The 22,052-nt window shown below is 54.3% G+C and carries 19 protein-coding genes; 2 read left to right on the top strand and 17 right to left on the bottom strand.

Annotated features, from left to right (window positions below):
- Positions 1 to 31: 31 nt before the first annotated feature.
- From DTF_RS23965 to pcaF, 17 genes are all read right to left on the bottom strand, one after another.
- On the bottom strand, positions 32 to 2,356 hold the full coding sequence (locus DTF_RS23965) for a PAS domain S-box protein (RefSeq protein ID WP_081703026.1): 2,325 nt from the start codon (positions 2,354 to 2,356) through the stop codon (positions 32 to 34).
- Between the two features lie 438 nt (positions 2,357 to 2,794).
- Positions 2,795 to 3,541 (bottom strand): IclR family transcriptional regulator, encoded by a 747-nt coding sequence (locus DTF_RS0116015; RefSeq protein ID WP_027716143.1) that lies wholly within the window; start codon positions 3,539 to 3,541, stop codon positions 2,795 to 2,797.
- A gap of 110 nt (positions 3,542 to 3,651) precedes the next feature.
- The gene (elbB, locus tag DTF_RS0116010; RefSeq protein WP_027716142.1) at positions 3,652 to 4,317 is read right to left on the bottom strand and encodes an isoprenoid biosynthesis glyoxalase ElbB; all 666 of its coding nucleotides are present in this window, start codon (positions 4,315 to 4,317) and stop codon (positions 3,652 to 3,654) included.
- Positions 4,318 to 4,393: 76 nt separating this feature from the next.
- Positions 4,394 to 5,143 carry an SDR family NAD(P)-dependent oxidoreductase gene (locus tag DTF_RS0116005; RefSeq protein WP_027716141.1) on the bottom strand — a complete coding sequence of 250 codons (750 nt, stop codon included), beginning with the start codon at positions 5,141 to 5,143 and terminating at the stop codon, positions 4,394 to 4,396.
- A gap of 48 nt (positions 5,144 to 5,191) precedes the next feature.
- On the bottom strand, positions 5,192 to 5,938 hold the full coding sequence (locus tag DTF_RS0116000) for an SDR family NAD(P)-dependent oxidoreductase (RefSeq protein ID WP_027716140.1): 747 nt from the start codon (positions 5,936 to 5,938) through the stop codon (positions 5,192 to 5,194).
- A 68-nt stretch (positions 5,939 to 6,006) separates the two neighbouring features.
- Positions 6,007 to 7,179, bottom strand: coding sequence for a thiolase family protein (locus DTF_RS0115995; RefSeq protein WP_027716139.1), 1,173 nt, complete (start codon positions 7,177 to 7,179; stop codon positions 6,007 to 6,009).
- 57 nt (positions 7,180 to 7,236) lie between these two features.
- Positions 7,237 to 7,680, bottom strand: coding sequence for a Zn-ribbon domain-containing OB-fold protein (locus tag DTF_RS0115990; protein ID WP_027716138.1), 444 nt, complete (start codon positions 7,678 to 7,680; stop codon positions 7,237 to 7,239).
- A gap of 53 nt (positions 7,681 to 7,733) precedes the next feature.
- Entirely contained in the window at positions 7,734 to 9,695 is a 1,962-nt protein-coding gene (locus DTF_RS0115985) for a (Fe-S)-binding protein (protein ID WP_027716137.1), read from the bottom strand.
- 1 nt (position 9,696) lies between these two features.
- The gene (locus tag DTF_RS0115980; protein WP_027716136.1) at positions 9,697 to 10,584 is read right to left on the bottom strand and encodes an electron transfer flavoprotein subunit alpha/FixB family protein; all 888 of its coding nucleotides are present in this window, start codon (positions 10,582 to 10,584) and stop codon (positions 9,697 to 9,699) included.
- Positions 10,581 to 11,336, bottom strand: coding sequence for an electron transfer flavoprotein subunit beta/FixA family protein (locus DTF_RS0115975; protein WP_027716135.1), 756 nt, complete (start codon positions 11,334 to 11,336; stop codon positions 10,581 to 10,583). The genes DTF_RS0115980 and DTF_RS0115975 overlap by 4 nt, the downstream gene beginning before the upstream one ends.
- Before the next feature lie 100 nt (positions 11,337 to 11,436).
- Positions 11,437 to 12,207, bottom strand: a complete 771-nt coding sequence (locus DTF_RS0115970; RefSeq protein ID WP_027716134.1) for an enoyl-CoA hydratase-related protein — start codon at positions 12,205 to 12,207, stop codon at positions 11,437 to 11,439.
- A gap of 53 nt (positions 12,208 to 12,260) precedes the next feature.
- Positions 12,261 to 13,493 carry an acyl-CoA dehydrogenase family protein gene (locus DTF_RS0115965; protein ID WP_027716133.1) on the bottom strand — a complete coding sequence of 411 codons (1,233 nt, stop codon included), beginning with the start codon at positions 13,491 to 13,493 and terminating at the stop codon, positions 12,261 to 12,263.
- A gap of 52 nt (positions 13,494 to 13,545) precedes the next feature.
- A complete protein-coding gene (locus DTF_RS0115960; protein ID WP_027716132.1) occupies positions 13,546 to 14,775 on the bottom strand; it encodes a CaiB/BaiF CoA-transferase family protein in 1,230 nt (409 codons plus the stop codon).
- Positions 14,759 to 15,994, bottom strand: a complete 1,236-nt coding sequence (locus DTF_RS0115955) for a CaiB/BaiF CoA-transferase family protein (RefSeq protein ID WP_027716131.1) — start codon at positions 15,992 to 15,994, stop codon at positions 14,759 to 14,761. Before DTF_RS0115955 ends, DTF_RS0115960 begins: the two co-directional genes overlap by 17 nt.
- Before the next feature lie 964 nt (positions 15,995 to 16,958).
- Positions 16,959 to 17,441: a pyridoxamine 5'-phosphate oxidase family protein gene (locus tag DTF_RS0115950; RefSeq protein ID WP_027716130.1), complete on the bottom strand. Its 483-nt coding sequence runs from the start codon at positions 17,439 to 17,441 to the stop codon at positions 16,959 to 16,961.
- Positions 17,442 to 17,651: 210 nt separating this feature from the next.
- A complete protein-coding gene (locus DTF_RS0115945) occupies positions 17,652 to 18,494 on the bottom strand; it encodes a radical SAM protein (protein ID WP_369798624.1) in 843 nt (280 codons plus the stop codon).
- Between the two features lie 388 nt (positions 18,495 to 18,882).
- The gene (gene pcaF / locus DTF_RS0115940) at positions 18,883 to 20,088 is read right to left on the bottom strand and encodes a 3-oxoadipyl-CoA thiolase (RefSeq protein ID WP_027716128.1); all 1,206 of its coding nucleotides are present in this window, start codon (positions 20,086 to 20,088) and stop codon (positions 18,883 to 18,885) included.
- A gap of 608 nt (positions 20,089 to 20,696) precedes the next feature.
- Between pcaF and DTF_RS0115935 the strand changes: the two genes are divergently transcribed.
- Entirely contained in the window at positions 20,697 to 21,527 is an 831-nt protein-coding gene (locus tag DTF_RS0115935) for an IclR family transcriptional regulator (protein WP_051361395.1), read from the top strand.
- A gap of 45 nt (positions 21,528 to 21,572) precedes the next feature.
- The coding region (locus DTF_RS0115930; protein WP_027716126.1) for a TRAP transporter small permease at positions 21,573 to 22,052 on the top strand (480 nt) is incomplete at its 3' end.

Genomic DNA, 22,052 nt, shown 5'->3' with positions numbered 1-22,052 from the left:
CATAATCTTGCCAGCGCTGCCTTCTGGGTTTCTAGACAATTTTAAAGATGATCATCGCCACATCATCGGCGAGGGTGAAGGCGGTCAATTCCTGAAAGATCGCTGCCATAATCTCTCGTGGATGCCGTTCACAATACTCGGCAACAAACCTGCTCAACCGTCCGACACCGAACGACTTGCCTGTACTGTCCTCCGCCTCGATGATGCCGTCGGTACAGAGGACGAGAATGTCGCCGGCATCCACCGAGGTGGTAATTTCCTCAAAATGAACATCCGTTTTAACTCCCATAAGCAGCCCGTCGGCGTCTAGTTCCATGAAAATGTCTTCGTTGCAGCGAAACAGCAAGGGTCGGTTGTGCCCGGCATTGGCGTAGACAAGTGAATGATTTTGGGTATCCAGCCGCGCATAGAACATGCTTATCTGAAGTTCCGCCCTGGTCAGGTCATCGTGAAGTAGATTATTTACCTCTGCAAGAAGCTCTCCAGGCGAACGCTCGAGACCGACCCTGGCTTTGAGCACGCTGCGGGCCATTGTCATTAACAGCGACGAGCCGACACTATGGCCGGTGACGTCGGCAATTACGGCATCGACGATGCTTTCGTCCAGAGGGAAAAAATCATAGTAGTCACCCCCCACATGGGCCGCCGGCACGCAGCGACATGTCATGAGCATTCCCTGGAGCTCCGACGGGCACACAGGCAGAAACGACTGCTGAATCTCCTTGGCAATCTCCAATTCCCGGTTGATCCGCGCATTATCCAGAAGAATACGGGCGGCTCTTTTCTGTTCGGTGATGTCGCGGCCGATGGCTGAGATGGCAACTACTCTGCCATGCGCATCTTTGATAGGAGAATAGGTGACCGACATATTGATCAACTCCCCATCCTTTCTTCGGCGCACGGTTTCAAAATGTTCGACGTGTTCTCCGCGCAGGATCCTTTCATGCATTTGGAGTACTTCTTCTACATATTCGGCCGGGATCAACATCGTGATCGACTTGCCGAGCACCTCGCTCTCCGTATAGTTGAAAATTTTTTCCGCACCTTTGTTCCAACTTGTGATGATACCATCCACCGACTTGCTGATGATCGCGTCATCGGATGTTTCCACGATGGCCGCCAGCCGCAAGTTCTTCTCTTCGGCTCGCTTGCGTGAAGTGATGTCGGAGAAACTTCCACGGACACCGAGGTAATTCTCGCTGTCATCGAAAACAGGCTGGCAGACGTGGTGAATCCAGCGCAGCTCTCCGTCAGCACGAATGATGCGAAATTCGAGCTCTCCCAGCGCCTTTGTATGAGCAATATCATGCCTGTGGTTGTTCAGAAGCTGTCGGTCGTCCGGGTGGACGATGTCCCAGATCAAAGCAGGGTCGGCATCGAACTCCTCGGCCTGATGTCCGCTGATACGCTGGCAGGAGGGAGAATTGTAAAGAAACTTTCCTTGCGGGCTTAGCCAGAACTCCCAGTTATAGGTATTGTCCGCAACGATCCGGTATTTGACCGCGGCTTCCCGCAGGGACTCGTCCGCCTTCTTGCGCTCGGTGATGTCGCGCCCTTCCGGCAGCAGAAGAACCACCTTTCCGTTTCCGTCTTTCACCGGTTTAAGCGAGAAATCGAGATAAATCAGCTTGCCATCCACCGTCGGATGGTTAGTTTCAAAACGGATAAATTCTCCCCGGGCCGCATCCTTGATGGCTTCGCGGAGCCGCTCCTGCTGTTCAGCTGCGTGGGTCCACCAGGGTGTTTCCCAAAAAAGCTTACCGACCACGTCGGATTTTTTGCCCCCAATGAAACTCAAAGCCATCGGGTTGACATCCAGCATAACTCCATCCGGCTTCAACAGCCCCATCAATAAAGATGACTGGTCGAACATGACGCGCAAGAGCGCATAATTTTCACGGAGGGACTCTTCCGCCTTTTTGCGCTCGGTAATGTCGCGCCCTTCCGGCAGCAAAAGGACTACGTTCCCGTGATCGTCCCTTACCGGTTTAAGCGAGAAATCAACGAAAATCAGGTCGCCATCCACCGTCGGATGGTTAGTTTCAAAACGGATAAACTCTCCCCGGGCCGCAGTCCCGATGGCTTCGCGGAGCCGCTCCTGCTGTTCAGCTGCGTGGGTCCACCAGGGTGTTTCCCAAAAAAGCTTGCCGATCACGTCGGATTTTTTGCACCCAATAAAACTCAAAGCCGTCGGGTTGACATCCAGCACAATTCCATTCGGCTTCAACAGCCCCATCAGTGAAGAGGACTGTTCGAACATGACACGCAAGAGCGCATAACTTTCTCGTACCTTATCTTCTTTGCGTTCACTTCCTCGTCGTTTTCTCAGGTAATCTTCAAGGAGTTTTGCTCGCATATCATAACCCCTCGCTTACGAGCAGTTCACGTTCGCAGCTGTAACGATCACGTTTGGTCACTTTGGGGCCAGGATAATCACCCTCCATAAAAGTATAACAAAGAGGTCTGTTGAAAAACCACTCTTACGCTCGCAGCATTACCATAGCCAGTCTTGGCTATTTTTAATGTACATAATGCTACGGGGGCCTGTCTTGGAGTTGGGGATGTGAGTTTTCAGAGCAGCTCACAGCTCTTTGCAATTTGGAGGTTGCGGAGGCCTCACCTAAATCAGGCGAGATCCACAATGCAACGTCTCAGGCTGGACAGAGGCTTGTACGTCGATGAGCGGCGACGGTTGCTACTCGCAAGGATTCGGAAAGAGGCCAAAATTCTCGAAAAATTACGATAGGATTTCGATATGCTATTGGATCACGCTACGAAAAGTTCAAGAGATCACCTAAGACAAGTAATATCCAAGATAACCAAGCCTGCAGGAAAGGATCTGCCCGGCGGCTTTGAGCGCAGGAAGGAACTCATTATGTATCTTCTCGTCAGTGAAGCGGTATTGAGGCCCTACTAAGCAAAGGGATGCCACTACCTTTTTAGCCTCGTTCAAAAGAGGTACGGCCAGGCTGGCCACACCTTCCCCTAAAATGTCATAATCATGACAGAATCCCTGTTCTCGGAGATCATCCATGTTTTCTACTGAAAAAGAGGATTCCTCCTCGGTGAACCTTCGCCTTAAAACGGCATCAAAGGAAAGAGTGATCTTTCCGGCGGCGCACTTGAAAAGAAAATAACGTTTCCCAACCAAGGGAATGGTGCTGACGGGATTGGAGGTATCGATCTTTTCTAAGAAAAGAATCTCTAGGCCAGTGGGCAGCGCAAGGTAAACGGTTTCATCACATTCCCTGACCAACCCCTCCATGACGGGTTTGGAAAGGTGCAGCAATTCCATGCGGGAAAGGAATTTTTGACCTACCTCATACGCTCCTAAACCCAAGCGATACTCTTTAGATGATTTGACCTTCTCAACATAACCCCTTCGTTCGAATGTCGTAAGAATTCTGTAAACCAAGGATTTGTTCATATTAAGTTTTTCGCTCAAGCGGGCGAGACGAAAGTTACCATCAACTTCCCCCAGAACTTCCAGTACATTAAGAGCATATTCGACAGATTTAATCTGACGTTCTATTTTATCCATTTGATAAAATCATTAGGTATGCCTTGCCGTAGAGAGGCAGAGACGCAGAATGGCGAACGCACATCCTGGAACCAAGCAAGGGAAAGGGTGGTATTGAGATCCATTTTTGCCTATTTTGCCTCAGTAAGTTCCAGCAGTGCCCTAACCGTCTTCGTAATTCCTTCCGATATCTCTGAAATCCGCTCAGCCAGCATATAGGCGGGTGTTGTGATGATCTTGTTCTCTTGATCAACAACAGATCCCGTAACCGCGCAGGATGAATGCCTGCTCCCGGTTGAGAGAATTGCCGAGGCGACATCGGTGTCGGTCCCTATAGTAAGACAGGGTGAATAATCTCTGCCGAGAGTAGCAGCAATGAGGACAGGAGCAATGCAAATAGCTCCTATCGGTTTTTTCTCAGCAGCCATCCCCCGCAAAAGACGAGATACTTCCGGGTCAATGATTGCGTCAACTCCATTGGTCGCAAAATTGGAGAGGTTCTTTGCCGCACCAAAGCCGCCAGGGAAAATTATGGCATCCAGATCGGAGACCTTGACGCTGGCAATGTCCCTGATCCGGCCTCGGGCGATGCGTGCCGATTCGACTAAAACATTTCGCTTGATGCCCGTCAGGCGGCCGGTTAAATGGTCGATTTCCTCAAGTTCGACGTCCGGAGCCATACAGATCGCCTCGGCGCCAAGCTGATCGATGGTCAGCAAAGTGAGGACCGATTCATGAATCTCGCTTCCGTCATATACGCCACAACCGGAGAGAACTACACCGATTTGTTTTTTCATAGAAGAGACTCCTATCATAGCCACTGCTTTCCAAACGCGTTACTTCGCCTCTCATCCGAGATATGACTGGGAAAAATCAACCGGCAAACAGGCTTCTTCCTCCACAAACATAAAAAACCTGCCCCGTGATAAATGAGGCTTCTTCGTTTGCAAAGAAAAGGATGGTGTTGGCGATATCATCATCTTCGCCTATTTTTCCCATAGGCTGTTTTTCGAGAAACGCCGTCCTGTTCTTTTCAGGCAACTCGTCCCACATCGGTGTGTGTATCAGGCCGGGGGCAATGCAGTTGACGGTGACTCCCTTTCTGCCTAGTTCCAGCGCAAGGGTTCTGGTCAGACCGACTAGACCCGCTTTGGCAGACGCATAAGGGGCTTGACCGGGGCCACCCAGCCATGCTCTGGAGGCGATATTGATGATGCGCCCCCAGCCTTTCCCAACCATGTGGCCGTGAACGGCCTGTGAGCAGAGAAACGCCCCCTTCAGATTGACATTCACTGTCACATCCCAGTCTTTTTCACTGAGATTCCTGAGCGCACCGGCCTTTTCCATCCCCGCGTTATTGACCAGGATGTCCAGAGAGCCGAACGTGTCGACAGCCGCCTGCACCATTTCGCTCACAGCCGACGCATTGCAGATGTCGGCAACCCGTCCCATGACTTCAAATCCCCTGGCCTTGAACTCTGCGACCGTTTGCTCCACCTTTTCGGGAACAATATCGTTGATAACGACCTTGGCCCCCCGTTCTGCCATCCGCATCGCGGTTTTTTTGCCCATCCCGCTAGCCGATCCGGTTATCAATGCAGTCTTGCCCTGTAAGGTTTCCATTCCTATACCTCCAAAGATATATCGTGTATCCGATGCACTAATTCCGACTTAAGCCGACATGGACGAATAGATACTTTTCCCACCGCAGACTATCAGATTCTGGCCTGTAACATATCCGGTTGACTCGGAAGCAAAATAGGCCACCGCATAGGCAATATCATCGGGCTTTCCAAGGCGCTTCACCGGCAAACGCTCCGCAGCTTGTTCCTCGGCATCGGCAGCCATCCCATCATCGGCCGTTTGAACGTCTCCCTTAATGACCTGATTGACCGTAATCCCCTCCTGTGCCAACTCTAGGGCAAAAGAGCGGGTCAAACCGAATATGGCCGACTTGGATGCGCTGTAATTCGAAATATTGGAAAAACCGAGATATTCCAGACTGCCGACATTGACGATACGGCCGTAATTGTTGGCCCTCATTTCCGGTATGATCCCGAGGCAGAGAGCAACCAACGGAGTCACGTTGGTGTTGATGGAGCGGGCCCATGATTCCAATGACGACTGCGATATGGGGGTGCCGTCCTTGTGATCGATATTGTTGACAAGAATGTCAATCGTCTTATAGGCCTTGGCAATTTTGACAGCGGCTTCAGCGACAGCGGCCGGATTTGCCAGGTCAACCGCAATCGTTTCCACCTCTGCCCCATCTGCCGCAAGTTTCTTGGCAATGGCCGCCAGTTTGGTCGCACCCGAATCAACCAGCAGCAACTTTGCCCCGTTTTTTGCCAGCCTGCTACATATTGCCAGCCCTATCTCGTTGGCAGCTCCAGCTATCAACGCGGTCTTGTTTCTCATGTGACTATCTCCCTGTGATTTCTGACTCGACATCAAACAGTAGGTTTTGCTCAACGACGATCACCCGCTTACCAGCCCTTGACCAGCATGTGCATGGTGCAGGCCGCATGCTCCGTGCCGGAGAGTCCGCCTCCGGTCACATGAGACATGGCGACCTTGGGTGTCGGACCGACCTGATGCCCGCCGCACTCTCCGCGCAACTGCTTGACGTTCTGCGCGATTTGAGCCGCCCCCGAGGCGCCGATCGGATGGCCGTAGGAGAGCATCCCGCCACGGGGGCTGACCACGCATTGGCCGCCATAGGTCGATTGGCCGTCGCGCAGGAACTTCAGCCCCTCTCCTTTTTTGCAGAGGCCCATGCATTCGTAATAGAGCAGTTCGGCGATGGTGAAAGCGTCATGAAGCTCAAGGATATCGACATCTTCCGGCCCAATACCCGACTCTTCGTAGAGTGCCTCGGAACAGGTCTCGGTGATGTCGTCGCCGGTGATATCCCGCGGAAAGTTATGATAGGGACCGGACTCGACAACGGCACCGGCAACTTTTACCGGTTTGTCGATGCCGAGCTTCTTCATCATCTCTTTGGAGCCGACCACGACGGCAGCGCCGCCGTCGGCGATGCCGCAGCACTGCTGGAGCGTCATGGGATAGGCTACCATTCGCGAGTTGACCACCTCCTCGACAGAGATCTCCCCCTTGAACCAGGCATGGGGGTTGTGGGTGGCATGCCTGCGGTTTTTGACCGTGATCATGGCCAGGTCTTCAATGGTGGCGCCTGTTTCATGCATGTAACGTGTTGCTCGCATGGCGTATTTGCCGGTCATGACCGCCCCGTGCATGGTCTCGATGTCGGAACGGGCGGCACTGAAGGCGGTGCCGGCCTGCCGGTGCAGGGTGTGGTTTTCGCACCCGACCCCGATGGAAAGATCGGTTAGCCCCGTGGCGACATCCTTGATGGCGCAGTAGACAGCCATAGCACCGGCAGAACAGGCACTCTGCACGTTGATGATAGGCAGTTTGGGACCGCACATGCCAAGGCCCCGGAATACCGTCTGGCCGGTTACCATGTCGTTGAAGCCGTTCCCCACATAGGCGCTCTGGATCATGTCAGGGCGGTCGATGCTCGAGGCCCGCATGGCCTGGAGAGCCGCCTCTCGCCCCAAGGCATCAAAATTGTCGGTATGCTTGCCGAACCTCGTTTCACCGACACCTGCAATATATACTTCACGCTGTAGCTTCATGTTGCTATCTCCTTTAAGCCGTTATGTAACAACGGATTACTCCGTGAAATTAGAACCTCATGCCGAAATTTTTTTGAACTTATAGCTGATAATCGGGAGATTATCGTTGTTCATCCGGATGGGGCCCAGCGTCAACTCCACTTCTTCGTCGCATTTGTAGGTATTGACATCCCCTTCGAGCTGGACAAAGATCCGCAGATTTTCGGGAAGATCCACATAAGCGAAAATATAGGGAGTTGCCAGCCCCGGTTGTCCGATATAGATGTCGGAAAAGCTGTAGACCTTTCCCCTGCGGGAGAGGGGGATCGTTTCGAACTCCTCGCTCCAGCAGTTGATACACATGGTTGTTTTGAAATCGATCTGGCCACATTTTTTGCATTTTTGCCCCTTCAGGTAGGGCAAGCTCCCGTCTTGGGGCACTTCCAGCAGATCGGGATGAAAAAAAGTAATGTCCGGCTCCTTCTCCTTGGTCTTTTTTTTCTGAACCTCTTCCTGACCCATGACTCTCCTCCTGTATGCTCCTAGCGTTCATTTGTCTATGGAAATGATTCTGTTCACACTTCCATCCGACTGCTCACCAACTCCGCGATGTCTTTGACTTTCTGTTCTTCGGTATGCTTTTTCAGGCCATCCGTCAGCATCAGCATGCAGAAGGGGCAAGCCGTCGCGATCGTGTCTGCTTCTGTATCCAATGCCTCCAGGGCTCTTGTCTGGTTAATCCGCGTCCCTTCCTCCTCGGTCCAGTAATTGCCACCGCCGCCGCCGCAACAGAAACTCTCGTTTCCGCTTCTCGGCATTTCGACAAGTTGTCCCACCGCGTCGACGATCTGCCGGGGTTCGGAGAGCACTTTGTTATGCCTGCCCAGGTAACACGGGTCATGGTAGCAGATGGTCTCTGTCCCTTTGGACAATCGTATGGCGCCCTTATCGATCAGGTCGCGGATGAAGACGGCATGGGGAATGACGGCGAATTTTGCCCCAAGCAGGGGATAGTGCCGGGTAAAGCTGTTGAAACAATGGGGGCACATGGTGATGACAGAGGAAACCCCCAGTTCATTGAATTCCTCGATGTTCTGTCCGGCGATTTCGGTAAAGAGGAATTCATTCCCCATCTGCTTGGCGGGGTCGCCCGTGCAGCGGTTCTCTTCAAGAATGCCAAAGGAGACCCCCGCGGTTTTCAGGATATGGACCATCGCTCGGGTGATCTTCTGCGTCCGCTCCTCGTAGGCCACCGAACACCCGATCCAGAGGAGATATTCGGTTTTGCCCTTTTCGAAGATGGGAACCTCCAGCCCTTTGCGCCAGTCGTTGGGCCCGAAGCCGGTTCCGATGAAAGGGTGATGCCTGGCCTCCAGGCTCCGGTGCGCCTGCCCCATGATGTCGGGTATTTCCGAGCGTTCCATGAGCAGGTGTTGACGCATGCCGAGAATGGCGTTGGGCTGGTTCACAGAGACGGGACAGGCCTCCATACAGGCAGCGCAGGTGGTACAGCTGTAGATGGCATCGGTTGATATAGCTTCTAGCACCGAATCGTCTTCCATCTTTCCCTGCTCCAGATACTCGGACAGAGTGACCATGACGCCCTTGGGGGAGAGGCTTTTTCCCGTCTGCGCGGCGGGACAGACCTCGTGACACCTGCCGCATTGCAGACAAGTGGAAGCATCGAGCAGGTTTTTCCACTGGAAATCGGCCAGCCTGCTCAGCCCCAAACTCGGAACCTCCTCGCCCTCTCCTTCAAAGGCTTCGAAATCAATGACCCCCATCTTGGGTCCAGGCACCGGCGTATCAAGGCCGGCATTAATGGGGGCGAGGACCAGATGCACAAGGGGGGAATAGGGAATATAGGCGATTAAGGAGATGGCGATCAGGCCATGAATCCACCACAGGTATCGATGAATTTCCGGGAGTGCGACGTTGACCAGCAGCAGAGCCAGTGCGTTCCCAACAAATGAGCCGGGGTCTGGGCCGGTTTGGGCGATCCGCACTCCCTCGACCAGGAACCCGGTGACAATTATGACGGCTATTACAACCTCTATCGTGATAAAGGCGGAGTTGGATTTGAAAATGGTCAGTCTCTCAGGTGGGAAAACCCTTCTCATCAACAGAAACAGCACTCCGACCAACGCCGCCACCCCGGCAGCATCGAGGGTTGCGCCCATGAACCAGCGGTTGAAGTCCCCCTTGAAAACGGGGAGGCCGAACAGCACATTCAGGAAGACCAGGGTGGTTCCTATGGTGAGGATGATCATTCCCCAGAGAAGGCACCCGTGAGCAATCCCCGTAAACAGCTTCTTGTAGATGCGGGTGCCCACTATGCCGTTGGCCAGGAAGGACCGGACGTAGAGCGGCCCGATTTTCAAAGCGCTAACCGGAATACCCAGCCTGATTCTCGACCTCCCTTGCTTTATGCGCTTCCAATGGCGGTAGAGCCCGTATACAAAAATTGCCATCGCCGGTATGGAAAGGAGATCGATCAGCAGGCCGAAGCTGATGTTCCAATAGGGGACCCGTTCCATCTCAGACGCTCTCCTTAAGGATATTGATCAGAGCGGGTACCGCCTTTTTGTAGTCGCCCACGATGCCAAACCGAGCTCGCTTGAAGATGTTCGCCTCGTTGTCCTTGTTGATAGCAACGACACACTTGGCGTTGGAGATGCCCGCCAGATGCTGGCTTGCGCCGGAGGCGCCGACGGCGAAGTAGACGCTGGGCGCCACGATCTTTCCGGTCTGGCCAATCTGCGCCCCAGGCGGCATCCATCCTTCATCGACCGCGCCACGGGTCGCCCCGACGGCCCCGTTCAACAGTGCCGCCATGTCGTTGAGTGTGGCGAAATTATCCCCGCCGCCGATGCCTCTGCCACCGGTTACGATGACCTCGGCATCTTCAAGGGGAATTCCTCTGTGTTCCTCTTCGATCTCCTCCAGCAATTCAAGCTTCTGGGGACCGACGGGGAGATCTACAGTCTCTGCCTTCCCTTCCAGCACTGTTGCTTCGAAATATTTGCGCTTGATGGTCAGAACCAGCGGCCCCGACTCCATCTTGTAGCGGGCGACGGCCTTGGAGCCATAGAGAGCCCTTTCGATGGTCAGATCATCAGTGACGCCGGTCACTTCAGAGAGAATGGGGGCCCCAAGCCGTACGGCCAGCGGGCCAGCAATCCCCGACCCGACGGCCGTGGCGCTCAGCAGAATCAATTCGTAGCCCTTCTGCCTTATGAGCTCTGAGAGGGCCGCCCCCGCATTCGCCCCCAGGGTATCGGAGATCCGGTACGCCTCTCCGTAGCTGCCGGGAAGATCCCCGAGCCCCAGAACGACAATATCCGGTGTCTCGCCAAATATCCTGCTTACGCTGACCAGTTCCCCCAGAATCTTGGGATTTGCCGTTTCAACGATCAGTGTTTTCATAGATACCGTTCCTCCTTGAGCCTTCTGAACAACGTACGGGCGGCTTCGTCCATGTCCTCGGCCGGGATAAGCTCGCAAACCGATTCGATCTTGGGAATGCTTACCGATATCTCGGATACTCCCATTGGTCTGGCTCCGATCTCCGGCAGCTTCTCCACCGGCTTTTTCTTAGCGGCGAAAATGGCCTTGACCGCCGGAATCCTGGGGACGTTTTCCGGGACGCTGGTGATCGAGAGGACGCCTTTGCCGCTCAGCTTCATCAGACGCTTTCCGGTTTCCGTGATCTGGGCGACCTTCCAGCCGTCGGCGACACTCTCAACGCTACAGGCCTGTGGTACAAATGGGTAATCGAGCATTCCAGCCAAGAGGCCTGGAACGACACCCCGGTCCATATCGGAGGACTGGCGGCCCGCCAGAACGAGATCGACCTCGCCCTGTTTGTCGATGGCCTCTTTCAAGTTTGCGGCAATGACATAGGGGTCATCCGAGGTCCCCTCCACAAGGACAATCTTGTCAGCGCCCATGGCGATGGCTTTCCTGAGGAACTGGACATCTTCATGGAGGCCATACGAGACTATCGTTAACCCGGCAGCATGTTTCTCCTTCAGCTGAACGCCCAGTTCGACGGCATTTTCATCGTAAAGTCCGATCATTCTGGCATACCGGGGATGTGCTCGATTCCCGACCAGCTCGAAGTCTGCCGACGGAACCTCATAATCAGGCACCACCTTTGCCAAGACGACTATATGCATATGCTTGCTCCTTCAGACGATAGTTTGGCTTCGTGTCAAAAACACTCTCCCCTTCCGGTGGACCGGTGCGGACCGGTCCTTCCAGAGGGAATGAAGGTTTTTACCTGCCTTCATACTGGGGGGGCCTTTTCTCGGCAAACGCCTTGAAACCCTCTTTTCGATCCTCCGTATCCCGCAGAGCGCCCCACAGCAGATAGGAAAAGTCGATGGCGTGACGCAAAGGCATGTCCATCCCCATGACAACGGCCTGCTTGGCTGCCATGACGCTCAACGGAGCGTTGCCGGCGATTTTCTCGGCATAACTTCTGGCCAGAGCCATGAGCTTATCCGGCTCCACCACATCGCTGACCAGGCCGATGCGGTGCGCCTCCTGGGCGTCGATGAGTTCCCCTGTCAGCAGCATCTTCATGGCCACGGCCTTGGGTATCGCCCGGGGGAGGCACTGGGTGCCGTTGAGTCCGGCAAGGCTGGCGACCTTGGTCTCGGTCAGTCCAAACTTTGCAGTTGTGCTGCAGATCATCAGATCACAGGCGAGGGCCATCTCGAGGCCGCCGCCCACGGCGTAGCCGTTGACGCAGGCGATGATCGGCTTCCACATCTGCATGTGCGGAACGATCGGCTGCCCCTCCTTGTAGTAAAGGGCGGCCATGCACTCGTCGGGGACCGGGGTCTTTTTCATGTCCGTCCCTGTGCAGAAAGCCTTTTCACCGGCGCCCGTCAGAACCGAGACGCGGATATCCGGGTTGGCCTTCACCTCGGCCCAGATCTCCGCAAGGCGCACCGTGGCCTCCGGGTCCAGCGAGTTCATCGCCTCCGGGCGGTTCAATGTGATGTAGGCAACATTGCCTTCCTGAACAAAATCGACTCCCATCGTATCCTCCTCGCAATCGTTCGTAGGCATGAATCCAACGTCCCCTGACCGCCCTACTCTTCCTCTTGGGCGACAATGAACGGGTTATATGGTTTTTTCTCCTTCAAGAGCTGCCGGGCGATGAGCCACCGATGGATCTCGGAAGGGCCTTCCACTATGCGCCAGATCCGCACATGCCGCGCCACGTATTCGATCCCCAGCTCATGGGAGACGCCGAGGCCGCCATGGATCTGGATCGCCCGATCGGCTACCCGGCTCAGCATCTCCGTAGCAGCGACCTTGACGCTGGCCCCCTCGATGCGCAGGTCCTTGTGCCCCTGGTCCGATTTCCAGGCAGCGTAGTAGAGCATCCAGCGAACCGATTCCAGCTCCATGGTCGAATCGGCGATCCAGTTCTGGATGGTCCCCCGATCGGCCAGCGGCTGGCCGAAGGTGAAGCGGTTGTTGGCCTGATCGATCATCATCTGGATCAGCCGCTCCGCCATGCCGGTGCAGCTCGATGCCAGCTCGATCCGGCGCACCCCGAAGCGGTTCTGCAGTGGAATGAAGGCCTTGCCGACCTCACCGAGGATAGCGTCGTCGTCCACCTCCACATCCTCCAGGATCAGGTCCCAGGTCGGCATTGGCCCGATGACCGGGATCTCCTTCCCCACCCGCACCCCCGGATGCTCCCGGTCGATGAGAAATGCCGTGAACCGGTCCTTGGTGGTGGCCGCGGGGTCGGTGACCGCGATGACGATGAAGAAGACCTTGTCGTAGTCGCACTTGCTGATGAAGGTCTTGGTACCATTAATGACCCACTTGCTCCCCTTCTTCACGGCCCGGGTCTTGAGGCCGCTGACGTCCGATCCGGCCCCCGGCTCCGTGCAGGCCATGGCGGAGTCGATCTCGCCGTTGCAGTAAGGTATGAAGTACTTCTCCCGCTGCCGGGGGCCGCAGCACTCGTGCAGGTAGTAGAGGTTGGGGGCATCGGGGGGAAGGGTGAAGCCGTGATTGGAGAAGCCGACCAGGCTCTTGGAGATCTCCTCCACCACCAGGGTTTTGGCGAGCATCCCCAGCCCCTGGCCACCGAACTGCTCATCCACCTCCAGGCCCCAGAACCCCAGGTCCTTGGTCTTCTGCATCAGCCGCTTATGATCCTCTTCCGGGATCAGGTGGCCCGGCTTTGTCCAGAGAGAGAGTTCGCGTTCCAGCAAGGGTTTCTCAAGGGGCATCAATTCTCTCTTGACGAATTCTTTCATCGCATCTTTGAGCATCATGTATTCTTCAGGGATACTGAAATCCATTTTCTTTCTCCTGGGAGTTATTTATTGAGATGGCTCCAATACTGATGGGCCTTCACACCAGCACATTTTCTTCAATAAGCGTGTTCACTTCCGCTTCCGTATAATCGAGCATCCCCGTGAGCACCTCCAGGGTATGCTGGCCCAACAAAGGAGCAGCAGCTTCCATGCGTAGCGGGGTTTTTGAAAAGCGGATCGGCGCCCGGTTGTACAGTGTGCTGCCCATAACCGGATGGTCGAGGTAAGACCAGAAGCCCCGCTGCCTCAGATGCTCATCCTCGATGGCTCCCCTGGCATCATTGACAACCCCCGCCTTCACGCCATTTTGAATCAGCTCTTTCATGAGGTGCTCGGCATAGAGCCCTTGTGTCCATTCTTCGATACGGCTGTTGAGCTCAACCTCATTCTCCTTTCGGCCCTTGAGAGAAGCAAATCTTGGCTTCTCGGCCCATTCGGGATATCCCATCACCTTTTTCAACGCGACCCACTCTGTTTCAATAAAGACCGCGATGGCAATCCATCTCCTGTATCCCAGAGTCGTGTATATCCCGTGCGGCGCCGCATCCGGATCGCTGAATCCAGCGGGTCCCAGGGTATCGCCGTTTGCCGCATAGGCCATTGCACTGGTGGGTGCCATGCTGATGGCGGATTTCAGCTGGGAAATGGCCACCGTCTGCCCCTTCCCCGTCCGCTCACGATCGAGCAGCGCGGCCATGATGCCGAACAGCGTGTGACTGGGCGCCATCACATGGTCCGTGTAGTTCGTACCGGTACCGAATGGCCTCTCGCCAGGAAAACAGGCCCGGTCGGTCAGCCCGCACAGCGCGTTCAGATTGACTCCGAAGCCCATATAGCTCTTCTGTGGTCCGGTCTCTCCCTGCAGGCTCATGGTGACGTAAATGATCCGTGGATTAATTTCCCTGACGTCTTCCCACCCCAGTTTCCATTTCTCCATCTGGCCCACACGGAAATTGTTGATGACGATGTCACTCTTGCGTATCAGACGCACCGCGACAGCACGGGCCTTGGGATGGCTCATGTCGAGAGCAATCCCTTTTTTGTTGGGATTGCGGTTTGCGAAATAGCCGCTGCGCTCCAGCCCCTCGCCGATCCCATCCTTGAAGGGACCGCCCGTCCGCAGAAGATCCGGCCGGCTTTTACTCTCGATCTTGATAACCTCCGCGCCGCACTGACCGAGAACATTCGTCGCGATCGGCCCCGCTCCCACCCAGGAGAAGTCACAAACGACTATTCCCTCGAGGGCCTTCCTAAGATTTTGCAACATAAACCACTCCCTCTTTATCAAGCGCATCGATCTCGGCTTTACTGAATCCGCATTCGCCCAACACCTCGGCGGTGTGCTGACCAAATGAGGGGGCCGCGCCCAACCGCCATTCCAGGTTGCCAAAGACATATGGAGGTCCGGGACAGACCACTTCCGCCTGGATAGGATCGTGATACAGACGCTTCCAGAATTCGTGATAATTGAGCTGTGGGTTCTCAAGAAGATCTTTGCCGTCGCTGACGGGACTGATGGCGACCCGGTGAGCCTGCCCTGCATCGTAGAGATACTGCTTGGTGTGCTTCATGCTGAAGCGTTCGAAGATGCGGCAAAACAGCTCATACGCTTCTTTCGATTCCCGATAGCCCGGCTGAATCCAGTTGTCGTTGCCAAAAAGCTCCCATTCTTCCACGCCCTCGTCCTTCATCCATTGGACGAACGGATCCCACATGACCTTGTTCCTGCCCATGATTGCTACGAGAGCGACATACCCGTCTTTGCAGGGATGAATCGTCGCCGTACCCGCTTCCTTGCCCCTGCCCCTTCTTAACGTCCCCTCAAGGTCCCAGCATTGAGCCGCGGTCTCGAGGGCCATGCCGACAGCCTCCATACAGGACACATCAACAAACTGACCTATGCCCGTTCGTTGGGCGAAAAGAGTTGCAACTGCGCTCCCAACGGCTGCATAGACTTCGGCCATCCTATAGGCCTGATTGTCACAGGCCCTTACCGGCTTGTCGTTCTCAATTCCTGCCAGGTACAAAAAACCTCCAAGTGCTGAACAGGTCAAATCGGATCCAGGATAATTGCGATATGGCCCTAAGTGACCAAAAGGTGTAATGGAGGTTTGTACCAATCCGGGATTTACTGAGCTTAAATAGTCAAAAGAGAGGCCTAAATCTTCTAAATAACCAGGAATGAAGCTTTCAAATAATATATTTGCGCTTTTGCACATTTCGATAAAAACTTCTTTCCCTTTTTCTTTTTTGAGATCTAAAACCATTCCTCTTTTGCCTGAATTGTAATAAATATATTGCAGACTACTATTGCTTCCAGGCTTATTTTTATAAAATGGACCAACATGTCTCAACGTATCTCCGTTAATTGGTTCAATATGTATAACTTCAGCGCCTAGATTGGCGTAAAGCTTTGATGCATAAGGCCCTACTTCTCCAGTAAAATCCAATATTTTTAAGTTAGATAAAGACTTATCTTGTTCCATTACGTTTCTCCTCTATATTTAATCCATATCTGAATCTAGCAATAAAAGATTATCTGGTTATGCACTTCACTCAAGTTGTGGTCGGAGTCGCCGGTGCAAGAATCTCAGGCCAAATCTGAAGGATGGATGACAATATGTCGGGCGAATCCTTCGCCGCATTCAGAAGCAGCTTCTTTGCACAACCAACGCAGACGCCATGGGTTTCCGCAACTCCAGTTCCATCGAAATTGGTTCTGCACCAGGCACAAGCAGATGTCATTGTCATTACGCACTCCCGGGGAAAGCACCTTGTTTTTACCTTTAGTGCATGGGCGATCCAGGGTGCCGGAAATGGCCAACCTTTCGCCCATCGATTTGCTTTAAATAAAACGGCTGTCGTTTCTCCTTGCGGACTTAGAACGTAAATATGTATTGCTACCGAGGCAAATGCATTTGAGCTCACACAAAAGCACGCCATATGCCAAACGGTGTTATTACTTTTTAATCATTGGAATTATATCCCCAATGCCAAGACCTTGATCAGCACAAAAAAAGATGTAAATCAAGGTTCTTACAAGGGACAGGCCAGCATACATAATTTTCAAATAATGTTATTTTCTGTATGAGGGATACAGTAGGCGTGATTATGGCAGGAAGCAGATAAAACAGATGGCTAGGGAGCAGAACATGTTGATCTTTTGGGATTATTCGCGAAGAGAAAGTACATGCAAGAAAGGGTTAAGGTCGATTTTCCAGCCGATTTCATTATTTTCTAAAAATGAGGCAAAGGACCTTGATCTTTTATCAGATAATAAAAAATGTGAGAGGTTCCGATGTCGGCTAGTCGGAGGAGTTTCGGGTCAAGCGAGATCTGGCTCAGCTCAAACAGGAGCGCGCCATCCCCAAAAAGGCCGCCGCGTACTTTGACAAAAAGCGAGCCCACTGCCCCTCTGCTCTGCCGGACTCTGGAAGTTTCGTCAAGCGATTAGGGTGAGCTTTTTTCCGCAGGCGACAAGTCGATCTCATCGCGATGACCCAAGCCGACCGAGTTATCAATGAAAAAGAGACTGTGAGGAACGATCTTGTACCAGCGCACCCTGGCCAGAGCCTTGACGATGGCCGCAGGCGCCTGGGCCAGTTTCCCGACCACGGGGAACTTCTTTCCATACAAGCGGCGGGCCTTCTCCTCCTCTTCCCCCGAGATCTCGTGGGCGACCCCTTCGATCTGGACGCCCTTGATCTCCAGCCAGTCGGCGTAGTCCTCCTGGATGGTCACGGCCACCCGAGAGTTTTTCGCCAGATTCAGACAGTGTTGTGTAGTTGGCGATGAGAGAAAAAATAGGGTAAAACCATCGTTGACATAGAAGACCGCAGCTGCCCGGGGAGCCTGATCGGTACAGGTGCCCAGGGTCGCAACCTGATGGTCCCGAAGATAGTTCAAAACCGTGGCGTGCCGATTTGCTGTCATGAATCGCAGAGTACTTCTCCAAAAAGCTTTTGGCAAGGTACATGATCAACTTTTGGCAAGGTACATGATCAACTGCGCTACGAAAGCAAAAGCGCCGCGCTCCCATCTGATGGAAGTCGCGACGCTCTTTTTTCAACAGGTTAACAATCCGGGGTGGACTGCGCTCGAAACCCTCCGCGCACCACAGGATGGATTCTCCCGGTCAGGGCTTTACAAAGACACCCCCGTCCTCATCCCTTCCTGAATCATCCCGTTGATTTTCTCATCGACGTTTTCAGGGGTGACTTCGAGACGACGGCAGATCTCTTCGACCTGCGCAAGACGCCCGGGGATCTGCATATCACTCAACTGCCAGAAATATCGGTACATCTTTCCGATCTGGAAGAGCATCCGGTGTTCCGGGTCCATATCGATAAACTTCTGCGGAACGGACAGCAGCCTTTCCTTGTCCTGCGGCAAGGTCCCGTCGATTTCCTGAAAAAGGTTGAACATATGGTCGCTTTTGATCCGGCTGGAGATACCGGAGAGCTTTTCGATCAACAAACGGATTTCTTTGGCCTGAACCAGACCGGGAGCCCTTTTCCAACTCGTGTCGTCCGCGTTTTCAAAAAGCTTGAGGCTGTCCGAGATGCGCAAGGTCCGGAACCGGATGAAGTCGGGATTGATCCGGTTCAAGGCGTCCGCCGTTTCGACCGCATGGTCGTGCCAGAACTCGCTCCCTCCGATGCCGGTCAGGACGTATTCGGAGACTTCCATGCCGGCATTCCTGGCTTTTACGCCCGCCTTGATCTGGATCTCTTTGGTGACCCCCTTCCGGATCATTTTCAGGATTTTGTCGGAAGCGGTCTCCAGGCCGATATGAATCCTGTTGAGTCCGGCGTCGGCCATTTCCTTCAGATTTTCGTCGCTGATGCGGGCGATGGTTGCCGAGCGGGCATACGAGGTGATTCGCGCGGCCATGGGAAAGCGCGCCTTCACATGCCTGAGTACGGTGATCAGATCTTCCGGCTTCATCGCCAGGCTGTCGGCATCCTGGAGAAAAATAGATTCCATCCCGCTTTCAAGCCAGCTCTTCGCCGCAAAAAAGGCCTGCTGGTCTTTGGAGTGAAGATCCGCAACGAAATGTTTTCCCCATGATCCGGTGGATCTGCCCGGCGCCTGCAATTCGTTTACAAACCGGTGAACGGCGTCGATATCCCGAATGATCTCCTCTACCGGGCGAAGAGAGAACGTTCTCTTTTTGTAAACAGAGCAGAACGTACACCGGTTCCACGGGCAATTCCGCGTGATGCGAAGAAGCAGGCTGTAGGCCTCACTCGGCGGCCTGATCGGTCCCTGTTCGAATCCCTGATACGGTCTCATCGTTTCTGCCTCTGCCATCCGGTTTCCCTTCCTCGGCGCTCACTCGGGCCGAGATTCCGGCCTGCTTCCGCGAGCCGGGTCAGACGCGCTCGATGATCAGGGCAATCCCCTGCCCCACCCCGATGCACATCGTGCAGAGGGCGTAGCGGCCCCCGGTCCGCCGCAGCTGGTACGTCGCAGTGGCCACCAGGCGCGCCCCGCTCATCCCCAGCGGATGCCCCAGGGCGATGGCCCCGCCGTTGGGATTCACCTGCGGCGCATCGTCGGCCAGGCCCAGCTCCCGCATCACGGCGAGACCCTGGGCGGCAAAGGCTTCATTCAACTCGATGACGTCCATCTGCTTCAGGCTCAATCCGGCTATATCCAGGACCTTGCGGGTGGCCGGCACCGGGCCCATCCCCATGATGCGGGGCTCCACTCCGGCGGTGGACATGGCGACGATTCGAGCCTTTGGCTCTAAACCGTACTGACCGGCCGCCTGCTCCGATGCAAGCAACAAGGCGCATGCACCGTCGTTGACTCCCGAGGCATTGCCTGCCGTCACTGTACCGTTGGCCCGAAACAGCGCCTTCAGGTTGGCCAGCTTTTCAAGGGTGGTATCCGGCCGTGGATGTTCGTCGGCGTCCAGCACGAGGTCGTCCTGCTTGCGCTGAGGAATCACCACCGGCGTGATTTCCTCCTTGAAAACGCCGGCGGCAACTGCCCGGGCTGTCCGTTGCTGGCTGCGCAGAGCAAACGCATCCTGATCTTCCCGCGCGACACCGAACTGCTCCGCCACGTTCTCAGCTGTCTCGGGCATCGAATCGATCCCGTACTGGTCCTTGAGGAGTCGGTTAACAAAACGCCATCCGATCGTGGTATCGAAAAACTCGACATTGCGGGCGAAAGGCGTGGCACTCTTGCTCATCACGTAAGGGGCGCGGGACATGCTTTCCACGCCACCGGCGATGATCAGCTCCGCCTCTCCGACCTTGATGGTTCGGGCGGCGCAGCCAACCGCATCCATGCCCGAGCCACACAGACGATTGAAGGTCCCCGCGGGCACCTCTACAGGCAGCCCTGCCAGCAAACCTGCCATTCTTGCGACATTGCGGTTGTCCTCTCCGGCCTGATTGGCGCAACCGTACATCACTTCATCAACCCGTCCCCAGTCCACGGAAGGGTTGCGCCTCATCAGAGCCTTTATGGGATGGGCGGCCAGATCATCGGTCCGAACACCGGATAAAATCCCGCCATAGCTTCCGATCGGAGTGCGAACGGCATCACAGATAAAAACTTCGCGCATGGTCAGTTCTCCCAATGGTTATTTAAAATGTGGATTCCCAGATTGTGTTTATAGTTTTAGTAATCTGGTACCATTTTACCCGTAATCTGTCAAGCAGATATTGCCCTGGCGGGCCGGAACAGGATGCCTTCAAACAATGTTAATACCAACTGCACCAACCAGGAGATATTTTGCTGTGCGAAATATGGTTTCGCATAACCCACCGAAGCCGGTCAAAAAAAACCTTGTTCTAATTATCATCGCATTAAACCTCGAAACCAGTCTCATCTATTTTATTCTATCCATTTCGGACACTTACGTAGATGGACGCATTTATACCTGATTTATTTTAACTTAAGGCGCCCACGAATCTCCCAACGGAAGCGTTTTCGTTTTCGCACTGCGGAATAATTTTTTAATAACGGCGTTATATTTCCTTGACACTCTTATCTCCTTCTGGTTAGATGTTAATCAAATCATGGAAGCTGCCGACTCCTTCCAAATCCAGCTATCGCATTTTAGTACTTTTTTGACGCTTTCCCACAATTCATTTGGCCCCTGGCACCATCTTCGTCAGGTAACAAGCGTGCCCGCAAAGCTCGATGAATCCCAAAAGGGTTTATAACCAGATGCCTTCCAAAACCGGACAGCCCGCAAGTGATCTGTATCTCGGCGTTGAACCCGAAGAAAGTGCAAAGGATCGTCAATTTATTACCGCCCTGGCCCGGGGGCTGGAAGTATTGCGCTGCTTTGAACCCGGGGACCGGCTCCTGGGCAACCAGGAGATCGCCAGGCGGACAAGCCTTCCCAAACCGACGGTATCCCGCCTGACCCATACACTGACCCGCCTGGGATATCTTCACTACTCGGAAAAACTCGGGAAATATCAATTGGGCACAGCTGTGCTGTCGCTGGGATATTCGCTCCTTTCCAACATGGACATCCTGAAAATAGCCCGTCCCCTGATGCAGGACCTGGCCGACTATTCACATACGGCTGTGGGCGTTGGCGCTCGCGACCGCCTGGGCATCGTCTACCTGAAAGGATGCCACAGCACCGAAGCCACTATCTCCCTGCATATGGAAGTGGGAACGCATATTGCCATTGCCACGACTTCCATGGGGAGGGCTTTGTTATGCGGACTTCCCGAAAAAGACCGGGAATGCCTGATGGACCGTCTCCGCAAGCAGGATCCGTCGGAATGGCCCAGATACAAGGCGGGAATCGAGCAGGCGCTCAAGGACTATCACGATCGGGGATTCTGCTTCTCAATCGGTGATTGGCGCAAAGATGTCAATGCCGTCGGAGTGCCGATGTTGCCCATCGCCGGCTCCCGACTCCTGTCCTTCAACTGTGCGGCCCCCTCTTTTTTCCTTCGCCGGCACATGCTTGAAGACGATATCGGGCCACGCCTCGTCAACATGGTTCGCACCCTTGAAACTGAAGCGGCCCGTCTTTGAGGATCTCTTTTCATTTAAGGAACGGCTGAGTTCCCAGGAGGTTTCATGCTGAAGAAAACCGTCAAGACAATCGACAAAGGCATCGAATTCGTCGAGGATTGGTCCCTTTTCCTCGCCGTCACCGTCGCCCTGGTCGTCGCCTTCGTCAATATCATCATGCGCAAGATGACCTCCCAGAGTCTTCCCTGGTCGGATGAGGTGGTCAGAGCCGTCATCTACTTCACTACCTATATCGGCGCCAGCGCCGCTATCCGCCAGCGCTCGATGATCCGCATCGACGCGGTCCCCCAGCTCTTGCGGTTCTCCAGGAAACCCCTGTCGGTTTTCGGTCATCTGGCGATGATATTCTTTGGCGGCCTGCTGATGTGGCTGGGAGGGGAGATGACCTTATGGAAATTCCGGGATCCGTATGCCACAACGACGATACTCGAGATTCCGGAGTGGTACCTCTATGCCGTCCTGCCGCTTCTGGGGGGCATGAGCATCTTTCGAACGATTCTCGTCATGGTTGCGGAATGGCGGGAG

This window comes from Desulfuromonas sp. TF, from assembly GCF_000472285.1.
Classification (GTDB): Bacteria; Desulfobacterota; Desulfuromonadia; order Desulfuromonadales; family ATBO01; genus ATBO01.
The sequence above is the reverse complement of the archived record's forward strand: the minus strand, read 5'-3'. Positions and strand labels throughout refer to the sequence as shown.

Bases quoted from the DNA above. Each gene is read 5' to 3' on its own strand.
- DTF_RS0115960 (WP_027716132.1), bottom strand. From the start codon at position 14,775: ATGTTGCAAAATCTTAGGAAGGCCCTCGAGGGAATAGTCGTTTGTGAC.
- pcaF (WP_027716128.1), bottom strand. From the start codon at position 20,088: ATGCGCGAAGTTTTTATCTGTGATGCCGTTCGCACTCCGATCGGAAGC.
- DTF_RS0115995 (WP_027716139.1), bottom strand. From the start codon at position 7,179: ATGAAGCTACAGCGTGAAGTATATATTGCAGGTGTCGGTGAAACGAGG.
- DTF_RS0115955 (WP_027716131.1), bottom strand. From the start codon at position 15,994: ATGGAACAAGATAAGTCTTTATCTAACTTAAAAATATTGGATTTTACT.
- DTF_RS0116005 (WP_027716141.1), bottom strand. From the start codon at position 5,143: ATGGAAACCTTACAGGGCAAGACTGCATTGATAACCGGATCGGCTAGC.
- DTF_RS0115985 (WP_027716137.1), bottom strand. From the start codon at position 9,695: ATGGAACGGGTCCCCTATTGGAACATCAGCTTCGGCCTGCTGATCGAT.
- elbB (WP_027716142.1), bottom strand. From the start codon at position 4,317: ATGAAAAAACAAATCGGTGTAGTTCTCTCCGGTTGTGGCGTATATGAC.
- DTF_RS0115975 (WP_027716135.1), bottom strand. From the start codon at position 11,336: ATGCATATAGTCGTCTTGGCAAAGGTGGTGCCTGATTATGAGGTTCCG.
- DTF_RS0115935 (WP_051361395.1), top strand. From the start codon at position 20,697: ATGCCTTCCAAAACCGGACAGCCCGCAAGTGATCTGTATCTCGGCGTT.
- DTF_RS0115970 (WP_027716134.1), bottom strand. From the start codon at position 12,207: ATGGGAGTCGATTTTGTTCAGGAAGGCAATGTTGCCTACATCACATTG.
- DTF_RS0116000 (WP_027716140.1), bottom strand. From the start codon at position 5,938: ATGAGAAACAAGACCGCGTTGATAGCTGGAGCTGCCAACGAGATAGGG.
- DTF_RS0115950 (WP_027716130.1), bottom strand. From the start codon at position 17,441: ATGACAGCAAATCGGCACGCCACGGTTTTGAACTATCTTCGGGACCAT.
- DTF_RS0115965 (WP_027716133.1), bottom strand. From the start codon at position 13,493: ATGGATTTCAGTATCCCTGAAGAATACATGATGCTCAAAGATGCGATG.
- DTF_RS0115990 (WP_027716138.1), bottom strand. From the start codon at position 7,680: ATGGGTCAGGAAGAGGTTCAGAAAAAAAAGACCAAGGAGAAGGAGCCG.
- DTF_RS23965 (WP_081703026.1), bottom strand. From the start codon at position 2,356: ATGCGAGCAAAACTCCTTGAAGATTACCTGAGAAAACGACGAGGAAGT.
- DTF_RS0115980 (WP_027716136.1), bottom strand. From the start codon at position 10,584: ATGAAAACACTGATCGTTGAAACGGCAAATCCCAAGATTCTGGGGGAA.
- DTF_RS0115945 (WP_369798624.1), bottom strand. From the start codon at position 18,494: ATGGAATCTATTTTTCTCCAGGATGCCGACAGCCTGGCGATGAAGCCG.
- DTF_RS0116015 (WP_027716143.1), bottom strand. From the start codon at position 3,541: ATGGATAAAATAGAACGTCAGATTAAATCTGTCGAATATGCTCTTAAT.